Source organism: Pseudomonas sp. zfem002 (assembly GCF_032621685.1).
GTDB classification, from domain to species: Bacteria; Pseudomonadota; Gammaproteobacteria; order Pseudomonadales; family Pseudomonadaceae; genus Aquipseudomonas; species Aquipseudomonas japonica.
Genome location: NZ_JAVYJH010000020.1, coordinates 62,751 through 81,432, shown reverse-complemented (window position 1 = coordinate 81,432; position 18,682 = coordinate 62,751). Strand labels below are relative to the sequence as shown.

At 51.5% G+C, this 18,682-nt stretch carries 17 protein-coding genes; 13 read left to right on the top strand and 4 right to left on the bottom strand.

The window, feature by feature from the left end:
* Window positions 1–33: 33 nt before the first annotated feature.
* Entirely contained in the window at window positions 34–294 is a 261-nt protein-coding gene (locus tag RTI28_RS21265; protein WP_316922263.1) for a hypothetical protein, read from the top strand.
* A 63-nt stretch (window positions 295–357) separates the two neighbouring features.
* On the opposite strand, the gene RTI28_RS21260 is transcribed toward RTI28_RS21265, so the two are convergent.
* The gene (locus RTI28_RS21260) at window positions 358–1,260 is read right to left on the bottom strand and encodes a site-specific integrase (protein ID WP_316922262.1); all 903 of its coding nucleotides are present in this window, start codon (window positions 1,258–1,260) and stop codon (window positions 358–360) included.
* A gap of 173 nt (window positions 1,261–1,433) precedes the next feature.
* Between RTI28_RS21260 and RTI28_RS21255 the strand changes: the two genes are divergently transcribed.
* A complete protein-coding gene (locus RTI28_RS21255; RefSeq protein ID WP_316922261.1) occupies window positions 1,434–2,399 on the top strand; it encodes a DNA-binding protein in 966 nt (321 codons plus the stop codon).
* Window positions 2,400–2,406: 7 nt separating this feature from the next.
* On the opposite strand, the gene RTI28_RS21250 is transcribed toward RTI28_RS21255, so the two are convergent.
* Window positions 2,407–3,264: a hypothetical protein gene (locus RTI28_RS21250; RefSeq protein ID WP_316922260.1), complete on the bottom strand. Its 858-nt coding sequence runs from the start codon at window positions 3,262–3,264 to the stop codon at window positions 2,407–2,409.
* 283 nt (window positions 3,265–3,547) lie between these two features.
* Here RTI28_RS21250 and RTI28_RS21245 point away from each other — a divergent pair, with 283 nt between their 5' ends.
* The 5 genes from RTI28_RS21245 (at window position 3,548) to RTI28_RS21225 (ending at window position 10,307) form a co-directional block, all read left to right on the top strand.
* On the top strand, window positions 3,548–4,213 hold the full coding sequence (locus RTI28_RS21245) for a hypothetical protein (RefSeq protein ID WP_316922259.1): 666 nt from the start codon (window positions 3,548–3,550) through the stop codon (window positions 4,211–4,213).
* Window positions 4,214–4,277: 64 nt separating this feature from the next.
* Window positions 4,278–6,158 (top strand): hypothetical protein, encoded by a 1,881-nt coding sequence (locus RTI28_RS21240; RefSeq protein WP_316922258.1) that lies wholly within the window; start codon window positions 4,278–4,280, stop codon window positions 6,156–6,158.
* Window positions 6,148–7,095 carry a TniB family NTP-binding protein gene (locus tag RTI28_RS21235; RefSeq protein WP_316922257.1) on the top strand — a complete coding sequence of 316 codons (948 nt, stop codon included), beginning with the start codon at window positions 6,148–6,150 and terminating at the stop codon, window positions 7,093–7,095. The genes RTI28_RS21240 and RTI28_RS21235 overlap by 11 nt, the downstream gene beginning before the upstream one ends.
* A gap of 145 nt (window positions 7,096–7,240) precedes the next feature.
* The gene (locus tag RTI28_RS21230) at window positions 7,241–9,082 is read left to right on the top strand and encodes a helix-turn-helix domain-containing protein (RefSeq protein WP_410479022.1); all 1,842 of its coding nucleotides are present in this window, start codon (window positions 7,241–7,243) and stop codon (window positions 9,080–9,082) included.
* Window positions 9,083–9,260: 178 nt separating this feature from the next.
* Entirely contained in the window at window positions 9,261–10,307 is a 1,047-nt protein-coding gene (locus RTI28_RS21225; RefSeq protein WP_316922255.1) for a DUF4062 domain-containing protein, read from the top strand.
* Window positions 10,308–10,664: 357 nt separating this feature from the next.
* On the opposite strand, the gene RTI28_RS21220 is transcribed toward RTI28_RS21225, so the two are convergent.
* Window positions 10,665–11,927 (bottom strand): abortive infection family protein, encoded by a 1,263-nt coding sequence (locus tag RTI28_RS21220; protein WP_316922254.1) that lies wholly within the window; start codon window positions 11,925–11,927, stop codon window positions 10,665–10,667.
* A gap of 149 nt (window positions 11,928–12,076) precedes the next feature.
* On the opposite strand from RTI28_RS21220, the gene RTI28_RS21215 reads away from it, so the two are divergent.
* From RTI28_RS21215 to RTI28_RS21200, 5 genes are all read left to right on the top strand, one after another.
* Window positions 12,077–12,961, top strand: a complete 885-nt coding sequence (locus RTI28_RS21215) for a hypothetical protein (protein ID WP_316922253.1) — start codon at window positions 12,077–12,079, stop codon at window positions 12,959–12,961.
* Window positions 12,962–13,430: 469 nt separating this feature from the next.
* On the top strand, window positions 13,431–14,483 hold the full coding sequence (locus tag RTI28_RS30460) for a DUF4365 domain-containing protein (RefSeq protein WP_410479021.1): 1,053 nt from the start codon (window positions 13,431–13,433) through the stop codon (window positions 14,481–14,483).
* 436 nt (window positions 14,484–14,919) lie between these two features.
* Window positions 14,920–15,825: a hypothetical protein gene (locus RTI28_RS21210; RefSeq protein WP_316922252.1), complete on the top strand. Its 906-nt coding sequence runs from the start codon at window positions 14,920–14,922 to the stop codon at window positions 15,823–15,825.
* Between the two features lie 973 nt (window positions 15,826–16,798).
* Entirely contained in the window at window positions 16,799–17,032 is a 234-nt protein-coding gene (locus RTI28_RS21205) for a type II toxin-antitoxin system Phd/YefM family antitoxin (protein WP_316922315.1), read from the top strand.
* Window positions 17,033–17,042: 10 nt separating this feature from the next.
* Window positions 17,043–17,327 (top strand): type II toxin-antitoxin system RelE/ParE family toxin, encoded by a 285-nt coding sequence (locus RTI28_RS21200; RefSeq protein WP_316922251.1) that lies wholly within the window; start codon window positions 17,043–17,045, stop codon window positions 17,325–17,327.
* A gap of 9 nt (window positions 17,328–17,336) precedes the next feature.
* On the opposite strand, the gene RTI28_RS21195 is transcribed toward RTI28_RS21200, so the two are convergent.
* Complete coding sequence (locus RTI28_RS21195; RefSeq protein ID WP_316922250.1) at window positions 17,337–18,275, bottom strand: LysR family transcriptional regulator; 939 nt, start codon at window positions 18,273–18,275, stop codon at window positions 17,337–17,339.
* 88 nt (window positions 18,276–18,363) lie between these two features.
* Between RTI28_RS21195 and RTI28_RS21190 the strand changes: the two genes are divergently transcribed.
* Complete coding sequence (locus RTI28_RS21190; RefSeq protein WP_316922249.1) at window positions 18,364–18,669, top strand: putative quinol monooxygenase; 306 nt, start codon at window positions 18,364–18,366, stop codon at window positions 18,667–18,669.
* The last annotated feature ends 13 nt before the right edge of the window (window positions 18,670–18,682 follow it).

Here is an 18,682-nt window from a genome sequence, read left to right as displayed (position 1 = left end):
GGTACGCAATCCTGCGTATTGAAGGAGATTCGCTTGAACTATCTGAAGTCCCCTCTCGACAATGACCACACCAGCTTGCCGAAACGTATCGCCGCCGGGATCCTGTTGCCACCAGTGATGGCGATGGTCACCATCAAAAGCAACGAGTTGATTACGGCCACTGAGCAGGTCGTCGCGGATCTGGGTATCAGCCACGCGCTGCCGTATGTTGTTGCCTGCATTTGCGTCTTTGTCATCACGCGTGCCTTTGAGGGGATCGCCCTCACTCTGTACCGCGCTTACAAGCTGTTTTAATGCCCTGAAGCCCTGCCGCCGTTTTTCGCCAGGGCTCTCTCCTCGCTTCCGGTGTCAACGTCTTTACCGCCGCCAGTTGCCAAACGGGGCGTCCGCCTCGACGTAACGCATGGCCGACTGCACATCACGCCAGCCGACATAATCCATCAGCGCCTTGGCACTCCACTGGTTGGCGCTGGCCCAGGTGGCAAAACCTCGCCGCAACGAATGTCCACTGTAGCCATCCCCTTCCAGGCCGCTGCGTTCGAATGCCCTCCGGAGAATGCGAGACACGCTGTAGCTGTGCAACCCGCTGCCCAGGCGCCCCCAACGATCTACGTTGCGCAGCAGCAGGCCTTCGCTCAAGCCGCTATAGGCCAACCAGTCTTCGTAGGCCTGGACCGGGCAGAGCCGGTGGAGTGCTGGCACGCTCATGTGACGACCCAAGTTAGCCCGATCGGTTTTGCTGCTCGGTAGCAACAACCGCAACCCCCGACCTCGCTCAAGCTGGATGAACTCGATACGCAAGCGACACAGTTCATCCGCCCGCAGGGCTCGCCAGAACCCGAGCAACAACAGCAGACGGTCGCGGCATGCTCGCAGACGCGCGACACCATGATCGACCTGTTCCTCTTGCCTCAAGGCCTCGATACACGCCTCCAGTTCCTGAAGCTGCACCGGCTCAGCCTGTCGTGGCGGACGCGGGTGCAACGCGCGGATGCCGCGCAGCACCTCGCGCACTGCCAAGGCTTTGGTCGGATCGGGAAAGCCGTGCTGCTGGTGCCAACGCGCCAGGGCGGCTAGATGAGTGCGCAAGGTGCCAGGTGAATAGTGGTCGGCATGTTCGGCCAGGTAGCGCGCGACATTGGCCTGGGTAGCCGGAAGAAAGCCTCCCCACTCCCTTTCGAAATGGTCGACCACCTGGGCATAGCGGCGGCTGGTGCTCTCGCGCCGCGCCGCCTGACGATAGTGCTCGGGATCACTCATGGTGCGGGACTCCCATGCTGCAAACCGGTCCCTGGCTGCCGATTTTTGGCGCTGGGGTTTGAGAAATCAGGATTCTCGAACGCCATTCCGTCTGACAGATTTGACCGTGCCTATCCAATTTAAAGGCGTAATTCCATACTCGAAATACACCACGAAATCGTCGGAGAGCGGACATGGCACGCGGTGGAATCAACAAGGCGCAAGTACAACGAGCTCGCGATGCGCTGCTGGCACGTGGCGAAACGCCAAGCATTCAGGCGGTGCGTATCGAGCTGGGCAACACCGGCTCGAACAGCACTATTCAGCGCTACATCCAGGAGCTGTCAGCCTCCGAACCTCGCCCGCCCATGGTTACGATCGAGGACGAGATGCAGGTACTCATGCAGAGTCTAGCCGAGCGACTTGCGGCAGCCGCACAAGACGCTGTCAGCGCAGATAGGGCTCGTCTGGAAAGGGAGAAAGGGGCGTATATCCATCAGCGAGAAGTCGAAGAAGCCCGCCATCATGAACTGCAGAAAGCACACACCCTCGCTCTGGCCGAGCGGCAGGAAGGTCAGGCCAGAGAGAAAGAATTGAACAACCGGCTGCAGAAGGTTGAGACCGAGGCACGCCGACTGCTCGAAGTAGAGCAAGCGCTTCAGCAACAGTTGAGTGAGCGCTCAACTCGCATCGCCTCACTTGAAGGACAATGTCAGCACGCCAGAGACGCCTTGGAGCACTATCGCAGCCACCAACTGGCTCAGCGAGAAGATGAACTCAATCGATACGAGGAGCAAGGACATAAGCTGCAGACAGAGTTGCGTCGCACACAGGAACAACTGATGGTGAAAAACGAGGAGCTGGGCCAGGTTTATCGCGATCTTGAGCGCTTGACAGCTGAACACAGCCTGCAAGCCGTCGAAGTCAGAAAGCTCATGGACAGTCAACGCAGCTTGCAACTGGCCGTACAGTCAGGGGTTGAAAAGACGCAGGCCTTGCAGCTACAGCTGTCTGAAGCCCGGGAAAAAGCACGTGGCTATCTGATACGCCATCGTCAAGACCGGCGAGAACTTCGAACCCAAGCCCTTCAGTTCAGCCAATTGCACACGCTTTTGGTGACGAGCCCCGTGAGGCATCCGATAGATACAGAGCAGCCCTGACGCCGATTCACCAAGCTTCGATACGAACTCCAGGATCAATATCTTCGCGCCACTCCAGAATTTTCTTCTTCGTGAGATTGAGGCTTTCGTACGAGCGACCACTCATGACCCAATGTCGCAAGATTTTTGTGTCATCTGACATTCGCCACACAATGTTCAAGACCTCATCGTTTGGAACATTCGAGAACGAGCAAGACCTTATGCAGCCGATCATCTCGTGCATCAGCACCACCACCGCCTCGTAATCTTCAAACTCCTCGAACCAGCCCCAGACCTCATGCATCAGTAAGCCGCGCGGCAGCCTCAGTGCATTCACGAGACTAAAGAATTCGCGCCGCACGTCCCACAACGGAGAGAACACTGTGCATAAACAAATGTAGTACGCCAAGTTCTTCTTCACCCACTCCCGGTGCAACGCATACTGTGTCGAGTCAGTTCTGAGCGCCGAGATCAGTATGAACAACTTTTTCCAATGCGGTGGGCGGCAAACGAGGTTCATAAAATCATTGGAAAACGGTGATAACCGCTGGTCTCTAACTCGAATCAATCCGACGCGTTCATTCCAGAAGCTCGGATCAACAAAATCTGGCTCCAGAGCGCAGGCCAGCAGGTTCTCTAAGATGCCCTGGATATTTGGGTCGGCCATTTGAAGCTTCTTATAGAACTGAAACTTCGGCCACGCTCCTCTGAAGAAGCCATTCCATTTGTTGTTAGATGTGTGACGAAACGGTGGATGAGAATACTCCCAGGCCTTCCTCAACCCGCATGCTGTGTGTGGTAGCCGGGCATCATCGGCATAGGTATGCGCAAGCAGCATACCGAGAAGCTGCTTCGGAGAGACCAGCGGTGGGCTCGTTGCCATCATGCGCTCTCCCTCTGGGGTCTAGTGTAAGCATTCCGCGGATTACGAATCCCTTGCGTTTTTTCCAATTGCGATTCAGTGAAAGCTCAATCTAGAGCGTTTTCCGACTGCGATTTCAACAGGGTTTAGGCACGCGACATTACGTAATCTCGGGTATAGCTTATTCCCATGGCCTCATGAAAAGCAGAAACCAGACTAGCGGCTTTTAAATGGAATTATTTGGCCACGATCCACTAGCACGCAATCGGTGTGCTTCAAGAATAACGTTTTTCGTGAGGTGGCCATCATGGAAAAAAATACAGCCTTTTCTCGTGCTAGTCGATACGGGTGCTGTGGCAACCATTTGGTTCTCTTCCCCTCAAGAAAGAACAAGTGCCAACTGAGATGCAACAGCATGCTGGAGGCCGATTACTGCATCAATCTTGAGTATGATCATGAAGTAGTCAGATACACGACCAATGTCCCGAGCATTAAATTCTTAGTGGGTAATAAATTACATAGCTATACCGCTGACTTTATTGTGGAAACCCAAGAAAGCATTAACTACATCGAGATCAAACCCGACTTCACCACACTGTCAGCCAGAACACAGGAAAAATTAAACAGAGGCAAGGAAGCCCTTTCGACTCAAGGCACCCCCTTGCGCTACGCTAGCCTTGAAACTATTCGCAACGGTTGCTGTTTTCGAAACAAAGAATTTCTTTACTTCAATTCATTCCATGTCAGCAGGGACGAACTCGGTTATTGCATGCAATTTATTTCTGAAATTCAATACCCTACCAGCATCTCGGAAATAATTAAAAACAATCACCACCCAAGCCTGAAGTCACTTTACCTTGCAATATTCATAAGACAACTAGATTTCAATATGAAAAAAATAATTTCGCCTGTTAGCCTGCTGCAACAGGGAGTTAACTATCCGAATGCAGCAGACATAGACACATCGAGGTAAAACAACTTCAACCCCCTACAACAGATACCACGCCATTGAAAGTTTAACGTCAATAGGCAGCAAAATGAAAACCTTCCCTCCCAAACCTGGTGCTCGCTACACCATCGGCCACCACACTTATGAAGTCGTCTCAATAGCAGACGACCAAATTTCACTATGCTCTCTCGTTAACCAATACCGTCGCTATCTGGATCACGCGACATTCTCAACATTGGAGCAACGAGGAGAGATAACTTTAAAGCAACGTGCCCCCGTTGACTACAACATGGCCGCAAACTATCTTTCACTTAGCGAAAAGGATAAAAAATCATACAACACCAAACTCAGATACGTGTGTACCGCTCTGGAAAAATTCGGTGGGAGGCTGCCTGTAAAGGAAACGAAAGAGCTAATCTATGTGATTCGCAACGAAACACAGGACGACACTCCCCCTGCCTACTCGACTCTAGCACGATGGGTATCGATATATCTGACAAATGCTCGTAACCCATTGACTCTACTCAGGCAAAAGAATAGAGGTCAATCCAAACGTGTTAATCAACGAGCAGAAGAACTATCAAAACATTACGTAGAGACCTCTTACTTAACGCTGGAGAGGCCATCCATGAAGCATAGCCACGAACTTTTTAAAGGGCATATCGCCGCCGAAAACAAAACCCGCTTTTCCGAGCAACTACCGACAATTAACCCTCTTTCATATTCAACATTCAAACGAAGAATCCACAAGATGGATAATAGTTACAAGGACACCAAACGCTTCGGGAAAAAGGCTAGCCGAAAACTTAATAAATTTGGAGGTCATCTTTATATGAGCCAAAATCCATTCGATACCACATTTGACTCTCAGGTGATGGATGTCATGGTCGTGGATAGTGAAGGTGTAGCAATTGGAAGGCCCACTCTTTCTGCTCACCTCAACCCACTCACCAGACGGTGTTGCGGCTGGGATATCTCATTAGGGGCGCCTTGTGCTGAAAAGATGATGCGCGCAACAGTGCGAGCTATCGCGAGCAACGGGAAGATGAGCACCATCACCAGTGATAATGGAGCTGAGATATTCAATATCTGGGCACAGAGCACGTTTAATCTTCTCGGAATAAAGACTGATTATGTACCCATCGGAGATCCTGACGCAAAAGCTCACATTGAGCGCTTTTTCGGAACTGTGAACTCAAGTTTTTGCCATAACCTCCCAGGTACAACGAAATCATCACCTACAGATCGAGGGGATTACCCATCAGAGGAAAAGGCGTGTCTTACCATCGAGAATTTGCGCGAAATTTTTAAAGATTGGGTAGATGTTTATCATGACACATGGCACTCAGGCATTTTTACTTCCCCTCATCTAAAACATGATTCTATTGTCAAAGAGATATTACCGCCTGAGCAGCCATCCGAAGAGGAGCTTAAAACTTTGTGCATGAGCATCTGGCGAGTAAGAATCACAGCAGGTCGAGTCACAAAAAAAGGGTTGTTCTGGACCGGCCCGGGATTGCCAGAAATTGCGCGACGCTTGAAAAAAAATGAGAAAGCAATCGTCTATTTCAACCCATGTGATCTCGGAACTGTATGGGTTGCGCATCCGAACTCTCCCGATGAGTGGCACCCAGCGGAAGGCACTAGGGCTGATTACCAACAAGGTCTGACACTTTCGGATCATGACCTGATTCTTGAGGCATTGAGATCCGAAAAAGTCACATTCAACCATGACATCGCTAGCGAGAAACTTTATCGCCTTGCCGAAAAAATTCAAAACATGAGAAAAAAAGCAGGTAAGAAAAAATCTAAAAAACAAAAATCAGACCTCGATGAAAGCGCTGGCCATGCCGCTATCGAACAACCAATTTTGGTTGCTTCTGTCGACATCACTGATCTCGCTGAACATCAAAAAACCTACGTTACATATCGACAACCCGCCGACGAGGACGATAAAAATGGAGAATGAAGAACGTACACTCGTCGAGAATTTTTCGCACTTCAAAATCGGTCATACTCAATACCAAAACGCACTTGAAATCATTCACGACTCTATTGAAGCAACAGCGCTCCGCAGTGAACCTGCGTGTGCTCTTTTGCTAGGGGAGCCAGGAACGGGCAAGACCAGTGTTTGCCGTCAACTCATGGCGGAATACGGCCCTCCATACAAGTCAAAGAAACAAAACAAAATAGTCACTATCCGTCCAATCGTATATTGCCGGCTTCCCAACCCTATTACTCTAAAGGGGTTAGCCACTAGTTTGATATATCAATTTAACGCCAAGGTAGAACACGACATCATGAACCACTTGGATTTCCGAATTCAACAACTCCTCAGAACCTGTGAGACTCAGGTGATCGTTATAGACGAACTGCAACATTTACTAAGACGAGGGGCCAGTAGAACTAAGGAAGTCGTTTGCGACTGGCTCAAGGTTCTTTCCGACTTATTTGGCGGCGAGATTATCTTGACTGGCACCCCAGACTGCGAAGAGATCATAGACCGTCATGACGCGCTGTCTGGGAGATTTCCATATAGGATGACGCTAACTCCCTTCGATCTCGCAAACAAGGGCCATCAGCGAGAGTTTTTCAATCTGATTCAAGCGTTTTCCTCAGAGATCCGCAACACCATGCAATTCAGTGAAATGACCCCACTTACCAATCAGGAGATGTTCCTCGCATTATATGCAGTCAGCGGTGGGAACATGAGGTCGTTACGGAGCATCCTGTACAGCGCCATTGTTCACGCCTTCGAACACAATAGACACTCCTTAACAAAAAATGACTTCTATCGAGCAGCTGAAAGCGTCACCTTAAAGACACGGCTGTTTCCAGCAAACCCCTTTGACATGTCCCTAAGTCAGTTAGAAAAGAACTTATTCAGAGTCCACTACGATGGCTGAGTTATCGTACATCCCATTACCCGCCCCGTTCGAAAGCCCGATCAGCCTCTTATACAGATGTGCAACACACAATGGTGTACTTACTTTAAAAAAATTCAACACCATTCATAAACTACATCTTACCGAACTGATCAGTAGCTATTGGATGCACACGGAAGCAGTCAATCTCTTCACTAGTCAGCGTGTTCTCAGCCGTAGAGAGAAGCAACAAGTACATGATGGCTTTTTCGACATTATCCGTAGATCGCGTACGAACTATGCCTGTATTCACGGTACAGAGGTTCCGGCAACCTTGCTTCGTAAAAGCTTGGCGTTGTGCCCTGCATGTATCCGGGAAGAGCATATAGACATAACACACCTGTTCAAACCCATCGACACGTGCCGGATTCACGGAATAAAACTCGTGAGAATTTGTCCTGGGTGTAACAATACGATTGACTGGCTCTCTTTGAATGACTACTCCTGCGAATGTGGTTTCAATCTCAGATACTCGCATACTGCCACCGCTGACCCAGCCGCGAGCATAAAACTCGCAGAGGCAATATCCTCAAAAAACCATCATTTCTTTGAGATGTTGTGGATTGCCTTTCAAACATACTGCCACTGCATAACCAATGGCAATGAAAATCTGCTTCTATCCTGTATAACTCAAATGGCGACCGGCCAAGAGCAGGACTTTTATCAGGCCATCAATAGAATAATAGACTTTTATCCAAGCCTGCATTGCCGCGCGCTTCTTGTCCCTGCGCTGGAGAGCAAATACGACGACTTTCGAGAGTTCGCACTTCGTTATCACTGCCAATCCTTACAAATCAAACCTAAGCATCACAGCCCCACCTGCGACTGCAGTGAGTTCAGTTACTCGCCAAAGGAGCTAAAACTGCTAATCAGAGAAAATCGAATTTTTCATCAAATGATCTCCAGCGGCGAGATATCCAGAACCAAAGCCTCGTACGAAAGTCAGGAAAAACTAACCTTTCACATTCACAATTTGTGCGAGAAACTGTGGCAATGGGAAAACTGGTCAACTGCGAAAACCCCAGCAACCGCTTCCACCGAATCGCCCCTGCTTAAACTACAAGAGGCTGCAAACTTCCTGAAAATCACCCCAAGCAGTTTAATAACACTTGTGCTATCCGGAATTATCCCCAGCTACTTCCCGAAATCAAGTAGATGTCACTTTTTCTACAAGCATGACCTGGAGCAATTCAAGGAAAAATACGTGTTACGGTCAGAAGTTTCGGCCCGAGCCAGCCGAGTTTGCGGAGCAACGTCAGTCTTACGCTATCAAAAAGAATTCAAGATCGACCGCATTGCGTCCCGTCGCCCAATTGCCATTTATCTCAGATCAGAAATCCCAGAAAGAATTACAGAGCTATTAAATCTTAATAGCGTCGAATTACAGCCAACAAAACTTGAGAGAGCTGGCTTCCTAAACCTGAACCAAGTCGAGAATTTTTTCCCTTCATTTAATGCCAAATTCATAAAAGCAATGAATGAAATGGGTATTCTTAAAAGCTTACCCTTGGCACCGAAAAAAAGTTGGCGTCCAAATCCTAAGAAATACTTCACCAGAGAAAGTGTTGAAAACGCCCAAGCCTGGCTAAAACCGTACATGTCCACGTTGCAGCTCGCTGAGGAGCTTTGCTACCCCAAGACATCACTGGAGCGGCGCTTCATACAAACCAGACATATTAAATTCTCCTTATTAGGATCGCAAATATTAATCTACCAACCAGAAGTCGAAAAAATTCGAATCCATATAAACCAGTACGTAACCGCTGCCGAATTATTTTCCACCACGGGAATCCCGATGGTAGCGATTAAGAGAGCTGTTAAACTTAACCTGCTGACACCGATCGGAGCCGAACACGCTGACTATATACGCGATCTCCCCCTTTTCCTAAGAACTGAAGCTGATACCTACATCAAAAAGTACTTTAATAAAAAGCGAATCAGTACGGCTGTTGATCGCTTTCACAAATAAAAAATAAAGTATAAAGGCAAAACTTCCGCATTTCCTTTTTCCTACCTTCGCCTGCTGCACGCGCATGACGAGTGATCACCACGCCATGAGAGACGCTACGTCTTTCGGAGTAGACTTGGCACAAGCCGCTGTTAGGACATACAGTAGTTCACAAGTCTGTCAGCTCAGAGGGATGAAAATGAAAGTGTTCGTCAGCTCCGTGGTAGGAGGGTTTGAGCAGTACCGAGCGGCAGCGAAGAAGGCGATTACGTTGCTTGGACATACGCCGGTGATGTGCGAAGACTTCGGCGCGCGTCCTTACTCCTCGCAACAGGCATGTATGACCGAAGTCGAACAGGCTGATGCCGTAGTGCTGATCCTGGGCGCGAGTTTTGGGTATCAGACTGATACCGATGAATCTGTCACCCAGCAGGAGTTTCGACGGGCAAAGGCGACCGGTAAACCAATCCTGGCCTTCATCGAAACCGTTGAAATGGATGAGCGCCAGAAAGCGTTTTCCCGAGAAGTCTCTGACTACCTAGACGGCCTGTTCCGACTGAGTTTCTCCAATCAGTACGAGCTATCGGACGGCATCGTTCAGGGATTGAATCAGATGTCCGTAAACCGCAAAGCCATGTCGGAACAAGAGTTCGTGCAGTGCTTGCAGCAGCGCAATGGCAACGGCCGGTGGGGCGGCTATGAACAGGAGGCTCGCCTGGAGGTTGCTTTCATGCCTCAGCCTCAAACCTTGGGCACTCTGCGCGCAGCCCATGCTAAACATGAGTCGTTTTTTCTGAAGCTCTGCCAAGCTGGACTGGGCTCGATCAAGAGCGGCTACGAAGACTTCGACAGTGCTGATCAGACGGGGATCGATGCACCGGGGGTGAAGTGGCGCCACCACGAAAGCGGCCTGTGCTGGCTGTCCATTTCCCTTGCCAACGCCTCAGCATCCCGAGGCGTCATGGATTCCTATTACCTTTCGCCATCCAAGTGTAGATCAGCGGCTGAAGCCGCATTCGGATTGCTGTGCGAAGGTAAAAGCGGATGGTTCCAGATCAGTTTGACTGGGGTCGACCACAAGCTATTTGCTGAGCCTCCGGCTTCATCTACCAACAGCATTTCTTTGCCATACAGATCTGAGCAGAAGCTGGAAGAGCGGAGCCTACTGATTCCCGCCACACAGGCAGCATACCGCCATTGGCTGGACGAAGTGATGTTCCGGTTTGAACGTAAGATGTCGATGTGAGCACTGTTGAAAATGGGCTTTCTGCGGGGATTCATGGACGAGAGTAGCCGGCATGAACCTCTGCTAGCCCAGGGACTAAATGGAGCTGTTCTCGATTTCGATTACTGATTCCACAGGCAATCCGCGCGACGTTCAGTTTCGATGTGTTTACTGCGTTTTCACTCAGCCTGAGCCGGTAGCAGTCATCCGAGTACCTGCCTTTAGCAGGTCACGGGTGGCGGCTGAGCCGGTCAAATCCGATGTAGGCGTCTGGTCACACCAAATGGGAAATCGCCAGAGCTCAGGCCTGCTCGTCCCCTCAAAACGCTCTATTAGACGTAGACCGTTACGGCTATCAGGACTGACAGTCAGTAATGGTTATCCAGACTGATCATCACTACTTTTAACCCCCTCTCGGTAACGATAGGTCTCGGAGACAAAATCGATAAAAGCGACGGCAGCGGCTACAGCCAAGCGGGCATGGCGGGGCTGCAGACCGCGGTGCTGGCCATCGCGCCCGTGGCCAGTACCATACAGCCCTCGCAATTGAGCAAGGTGGCTGGTCATCTGCGTTAAGGCGCGAAGAATCATCCTGATGTTCTCAGCTCCCTTCGCCGCTTCGCTTACCCCTTCTGGGACCAGGTTCAAGGCTTTAGCGACTTTCTTGGTGAGGTCTCCCAGATCGTCGGACTTCGTGAAGGCAATGTCTCGTTTCGTCAGAATCGACTTGCAGCAGGTCTCAACCAGTTCTTTGGCGGTGCCGATCGCAAGCGCCGGATCACGCTCTACAGCATTCTCCAGTCGCTCAATTTCCTTGGCCATCCAGCCGGCGTCGAGTGCATCCGCGACGGTTTTTGCGCGCAGCACCGCGCGGGCTGAATTGTGATGGACAGAGCGGTAGGCAAAGCGTGGCCGTCCAGAGATTTGCTCCTCTTCAAACAGCTCCCAACCCGCTGCCCTCAATTGCTGATTGAAATGCAGCACCAGCTTGAGCGCTTCGTCCCTCACCGGTCGGACCACGGGGTGAACTGTTTCGCAAAGGAAGCGTAGGAACTGCTCCGCGCTGCCTTCGAGGAGCTGGAAGCGGCTGTCGTTGTAGACCCAGTCGATATCCCAATCGTCGTTGTTGAACCGGTGTTGGAAGATGTCACCGACTGCGTCCTTGTAGCGCGCGTCTCTCGAAGGTAGCGATTGGAGGTCGTACAGCCGGTTGAGAAACTCGATGTCATCGAGTTGGCCATACCAGACGGTATTCTCCAGGCGCATGCCGTCCAGGACGTTTTGGCGTACGTTGCGAGGGAGCTCAGAAGTGTCTGAGCGCCAGTCTGTCCGGTACTCCAGCGCGGGTACGATACAAGCGGAATACCAGTCAGCCACCTGGTGTTCGAGGATTGTTTTGAGCCTGGCGGTGATCTGCTCTTCCAACTGACCGCGCCTTACACCCAGACGTGCGTAATCCGGTGCAGGGAGCTTGAACTGAATCTCCCAGATGTCCGTGCCGCCATTCCAATTGTCGTGCCCGGTGAGCTCTGCTTTAGCCGGGTAGCCGCGAACAACCGCCGCTGCCTCGTTCGCCCCCTCGGCTCGCAAGAGCTCATGCACCGTCGCAAGCACGCTCTCCAGATGATCGCTGTTTTCCACGCTTCAACTCCAGTCTATTGGGCGCAGTAATCGCGTTGGTTGATCAAGCCTGCAGGCTCCGCCCGAATTGACCGGTTCGTATCTGCACGCTGTGATTAAATACCATAGAGGCAACCTGCCATCCCTATTCAATCGAGAGGTGCAGCGGTTTGAGTCCAGAAATCATTGTCATCGACAACTATCAAGAACTGCTCGCCAGAGAGGCTTTCGAACCCTCCTTGGCGTTTCATCCCCAGGCACCTCGCCACTTTGGCGCCGTCATCGCGCCTTACCGCTTCCTGGAGCGGGTTGAATGTGGGATCGCCAGTTGCCGGCAACCGCACCTGAGCGGATATCTGGTCACTACCAGCGACAGTAAAGAGACGGCCATTGGAATTGACTGTGGCAAGACCCATTTCGGTGCTTCCTTCTCTCGGGAGCGCAAACGAGTCGACGCGGCGATTGCCCGCAAGCGTCGCATCGAGACTGTGACGCGGATGATTGAACGAATGGCAGAAGTTCTGCCGGTGGTGGAGGATATTCACCGGCAGTATCGGGAGCTGGTCGACCTCAAACTCCGACTTCAGGGCGCGATCGACACAGCTGTGATGTCAGAGTTGAAGGTACGAGCTCGACGCGACACCCCTGTGATCGAACGTCGAGTGGCCATGACGGAAGCGGAAGCTGAGGTGTACTTCGAGACCAATACCCGCAGACCGGGCGATGGATGGCCAACAAAAGGCGAGTTCCTGGCCAACCTCGAAGGCCTCGATTTCTTCAAAGACGGCGCCAAGGTTCTGTTGCTGACCAATCTGGTCGCTCCGATCAGCGAACTCAGCAAGACCAAGGCCGATGAGGTTTCACTCATGAAGCCGCGGCAGCTCGTGGCAACTGCAAAGTGGGTCGGCGAAGTGCCTCAGCACATTGCCAAGGCCCAGCGGGTCGTCGCCAGTGGGCACGCATTCTTTAAGCCGGACAACCTCGCCCGCCTCATTCACCTGGGTGCGGCAGCTGCGCCGCTTCGGATGATGATTGCTGATCTAGAAGCTGAGTAGCGGACAGACTGATGTAAGGTCGAATCAGTGGGCTGCGCTTAGCTGGGGGTACCAGGCTGCATAAAAAGTATTGATCACGTAGTGCCGGTTGAAGTCTGATGCACTGTCAAGCCACCAGGCTGGGCCGCGTTCACCGAGACGGGAAATTGCCTATCATTTGGCCAATGGTTTGCAGCGATGCTGACCAGCCGTTTGAATTCGACGTGACCAGTCGAACATATCGCTGAGGGGCCGAAGCAATAATTCACGACTGACCGCTAACGACCCCATAGCAGACGTTCAACTACAAGCGAAGGTTTCCCAAAATGAGCCATCCACGAGACTGGAAAATGCAAATTATCTATCCTGATAATGAATGTGCGTCAAGCGGATTGGAGAGGATGATCATCACTGGCTTGCGAGTGCCGTTCGAAAGTGGATGTCACCATATCGAGACATCGTGTGATAGATTGCCGTTTTGATTGCTTAAATGGGAAAAAAAGTGACCTCTGAGTCAAACCGAATTTCCGCTGCAAGCACCGCCTATGTTGATGCAGTATGTCGTGCGTGGGGGTGGTCATGGCAAGAGGTAGGACAGGCCGATGATGACGGTTTTGATGGGCTAGTGTACCTGCGAAGCAAAAGGATTAATGAAGACCGACCTAAGGATCGGCGATCGTGGAAACATGAATTCACCGGTGGCCTTATCCAAGTTCAAGTAAAGAGCGGGGCAAGCTATGTGGCCTGTACGGGTGAAGATTTTCTCGAAATTAGAATTCCAAATCTTGAAGCCAAACGAGGTCTTTGGAGTAAGTCACCGCTGCCTGTTGCGCTGCTCTATGTAAAGGAGGCGTCTTCGGGGAAGCTAGTAAGCCAAGCATGGTGGGCCGATCTCAAGCGCGCGGACTCCTATACACAACGGGGCACTGTGATTGTCCAGCTAAAAAACAGATTTCAATCGGGCATCGAGTGCATTCGACCATTTTCACGACTGGCTACGGGTCAGCATAGAGCGCAGGGTCTCGTGGAAATTGACATGACGCAGAAAGGTAGTTTGCCAGATCGTATTAATTCGCTTTCTAAACCAGTCAAGTTTGCAGCCTGGGAGTTTTATAAATCGTGGAAGGCCGCAGGAGCCACGCACCCCACACTTGGCGAGGTCATAATTAATCGAACTGGCTGGTCTCACATTACCCGTGCAAAACGACCACTTGCACGTATAATGGCAAGTTTTGAGTTACTACCTACCGCTGCGCGTATTATTTCGACAGTCGAAACTTGGCATAGACTTAGAAGAGGTCTAAAGACTCGACGGTTCCCTGACGACTCATGGGCGGAATACGACTACGTGGGCGTCTCTGCATTAGTAAAGTGGCCTGCGCGGGAAGCGTCAGAGGTAATAGTAATCCTTAAGCGTGAGACTACCTTTAGTGAAGATCTGATAACCAAAGACTCTAATGCAAAGTGCCACATTAGAGTTATAGGAACAAAAACTTGGTTTTATTCCGTGTACGAGCCCGGTAGACGTAAAGGAAAAATTTGATCGGTGCGTCACTCTCAGACTGATCCAGACGTACCAGGAAGCCCAGTACCGGCGGGCTAGGTAAGAGTTAGCCACTCTCTATTGTGTGAGCACCGATCAGCGAACACAATAGCACAACCACCAAGTAGAGGTCTATACGCGGTAGAGCAGGGAGCGCTAGAAAGCTGGTGTTGTAGAATTTTAGATTTTTTTGGCTCCCGGTGAAAAGACGGATGCCGATAAAAAGCTAGCGATCAATATCAAAGCCCTGCTTTCTTAAGTTTTTCGACTAAAAATTGAGTTTGCAGGAGTCTCAGTTGGCGTCGATAATCTCAAGGCGTACATAGCGTTCGTTGAACGGAAAATCTCGATGACTGCCCTCGCGCCTCACCGGCTAGAGTGTAAAATCATTATTCAATGACAATGGTAAATACAAGGGATTTTTATGATTGGAATAATGGGTACAACCTTCATCGATATAAAGCATGAACAGGGCGCTAAAATTATAACCATCACACAAAGAGGAACTTTAAAAAGCAATGTTATACCTTCTGTGGTTGTGGTATGCGAAGACGCGGTTGCAGAGAAGGTTCTTGATTTAGTCAACTCGGAAACTAATGGCTCATATAAAATTGTCACCGCAGGGGCTTGGGGGAATATGGCTACTCTGTTGTACGGAATGTACTTCTATCGACGTCATTTGCAACAGACAGGTGACACAAGGTTTCTGGAGGTTTTGTGCGTCACAGATGGAGATATAACACCTCAGTGGTTTCAGAAGGTCATAGAGGAAACCCATCGTGGAAGTCATGCGCCCGAGCATATAAAAGAAACTCTTTCTTTGATAAAGCAAAGCATTATCAGCTTTGAATTGTCAGAGCATCCGGAAAACACAAAGGGAATACCCGAGTACAATCACAAAAAGTGGTTGGAAGAAATTTCTCCGGACCATCTTAACAAACATTTCGAGTCTCGTCTTGCGGTGTTGAACTCTTGCCTAGAGAGGTGTACGCCCAATCAAGAAGATGGAGTTAGAAGCGAGATCTTCGACATCAAGAGAGAAATCTCAGAAACACTACAAATTATTGAAATCTCCCAGAGAATGAAGTTCAAGGCTATTGAGGGCTTCGTAGATTATCACGCTTATTATAAGCGACTGTCTGCCACTCTCAAGCGCAAAGATACGCTTATATATTATCAGCATTATGCCATAGTGTATGCAGTGCTGAGCATCATTAAGAAATTTAATCCTGCTCGCTGGAATGCTTATATAGCCCCTGTTAAAAAAGCCATGGAAGAAGCCTCACGCAATCAAACTGATGTATTTAGGAAGGATCGATTTAACAACAAAGAAATTGGATGAGGAAGTAAATTCCCTGCAAGGAGCTCTTCATTTATGATTATTAGCCTGATAAATTATCATTAGATCAATGGTTCGCCGAGAATATTTATAATGCTGAATAATTTCTCAGTTGTGCGATGTGAGCAGCGCCCCATGATTTTTGTGCACCATATAATTTTATTGCAGATCGCGATGGGTTTTCAATATAAATTGCAAGGTAATATTTATGGGTTATCTAATTGGATTCGCGAGTGCCTTTCGTTCGCTCCTGCCGAGCTTTGAGGATAACCGACATCGGCCAACGGCCGCTATGCGTCGTTAGCTGCCGGTCGTGGATCACTACTTTCGGCCCTTTGCCATACGTGCGACTGGTCACGTCGAATCCAAACGTGTGGCCACGTGAGTGCAATTACGCACCGATAGCGGCCTTAGTTCTTGACGCTCTCGAATTGGCGTGAGAACAAACTAGTGGCTACCAGCCTTCACTCTAATCCTGAAAGTGAAATTTGTGTGACTGAGAGCCAATCTCGTTGAACCGCTGCCCTCTCTTCCTTAACGGCACCCCGTCGGTCTTGCTGGACATCCTATCTCTCTTTGGCTTCCGCCCCCAACTCCGATACCTCGTAGGAGCCTTGGCTTTACCCACGTTCTGATTTCCCAGCACCGTACCGTCAGCTCCTGATTCTCAGCCCCAATGACCCTGCAACGGGAAATTCTCAAATTGAATGAACATTTTTTCTCACACACTTGGACATTGCAGCGCTAACCCTTTGATGTGCCGTAGCGACGTTCTCATTTTGAGTGGACCTCAACGTGGCCAGCCTTTTCCGCTGGGAGGGACAGCACTACTTATGCGTATTGTTTTACGCATTACATTGCATATACTGCAAACCATGTGTCTCCCACTCCGGGAGTCTGACAAACACACAAAATGAGGCAAAAGCCCATGAGTGCACTTCTTGACCGGGCCGACCAGGCAGTGTCTGCTACCGCGATGGTTCGTGGCTTCAGCGCGAAATTGAAGGAAGTTACCAGCGGGAAGGTTTCCCATCTGGTGATTTTCAAGGACAACGAACCAGCCGCCGTACTGATGAGTGTCGAGAGCTATCAGACACTGCAGGATGAACTCGAAGACCTTCGTGCCGAACGCCAGGCCATCGACCGCCTGTCCACCCTGGACGAAGAAAGGACCGTGAGCCTCGAGGACATGGAGGCTCGCTTCAAGTAGGCAAGAGCCAATGCGATGGAACGTACGCTTTCACCCGGACGTCGAGCAGGACCTCAAGCATCTGGGCACGACTGAAGCCCGCAGAATCCTCAAAGTGATCCGCGAGCGCATCGCCGAAGGCGAGCCCGACAAGATCGGCAAGCCTCTGCGAGGTGCGCTTGCCGGCTACCGTCGCGTCCGCACGGGTGATGTACGTATCGTCTACCGCATCGATGGCACTGAGATCGTCCTGGTCCTCTGTGTCGGTGCCCGGCGCGACGCCGAAGTCTACCAAGCTGCCACCTGGCGCCTTTGACCCCGCCCGCTACTGCGGCGGGAAATCCTGGTGAGCGCACTGCGCCCGCAACAGCTCGACCACCTGCTGGCGAAACCAGCGCCGCAGCCCATCCCCATGGGTGCGGGCATGCCAGATCTGCATCACCTCCACCTGCGGCAACGCCAATGGCAGGGCGTGCATGCGCAGGTCCGGATCCCGCTCCACCGCTTCCTCGGCCAGTGAGCGCAGGCAAGTCAGCAGCAGATCGGTGCCCCGCACCAGGCGGGTCGGGGCAATGAAGCTGGACAATCCCGCCACCACTCGCCGCTCCAGTCCACGGGCCTTCAGCGCGCGATCCACCACGCCGTCGAGGTCGCCGGTGAGGGTGGTGATCAGGTGCTCGCAGTCGAGAAAGGCCTGCAGATCGAGCCCCTCGCTCAACCGGCGATTGCCCTGGGACGCGAGCACGACGAAGTCCTCGCTCAACAGACGCTGCTGGTGAAAGGTGTCCGGCAGGTCGGTGTAGAAGCCGGCGATGGCCAGGTCACAGGTGCCCTTCTCCAGTTCCTCGCGAGGCAGCACGCCACGGGTGTTGTGGGTGATCAGCACGAGATTGGGCGCCTGGGCGCGCAGGACCGGCAACAACCGCGGCAGGAGGATCTGCTCCATGTAGTCGGTGCTGTAGAGGTGCAGGCGCTCGGCGCGGGCGAGGAAGTCCTGGCCGTCGCAGACGTCGTAGAAGGCTTCCAGGTCGCCCACCAGTTGCCGCACCCGTGGCGCCAGTTCGTGCGCACGCGGTGTCGGCGTCAGGCCGCGGGGCGCACGGACGAACAATGGATCGCCGAACTGATGGCGCAGCTTGTTCAGCTTGTGACTCAGGGCCGGCTGGCTCAGGGCCATGCGCGCGGCCGCCAGCGAGGCGTTGCGCTCCTGATAGAGCACATGGAAGACCAGCAGCAGGTTGAGGTCTTTCTTGGCGATATTCATTTTTTGGAAGGCTGTGATAAATGCTTTCGAATTCTCGAATCATAGTGACTGTCGGAAGATGACGTCCATCGACCTCGGGAGTTCTTTCATGACCATCAGCATCTTCGCCACCATCACGCCCCGTCCGGAACACCGCGATGCCGTTGAACAGGCATTGCGCATCATGGTGCAACAGTCTCGCAGCGAGCCCGGCAACCTGCGCTATGACCTGTTCATCCGTGAAGGCGAGCACCTGGCGTTCGACCTGTTCGAGCTGTATGCCGACAGCGCCGCCGTGGAGGCGCACCGCCAGAGTGCGCACTACCAGCATTACCGCACGGTCAGCGCCGACTGGCTGGCAGCCCCCACCGAAGTACGCCTGGCCCGTCCACTGGACCTCGCCCCCTTCAACTGAATCAGGAACCACC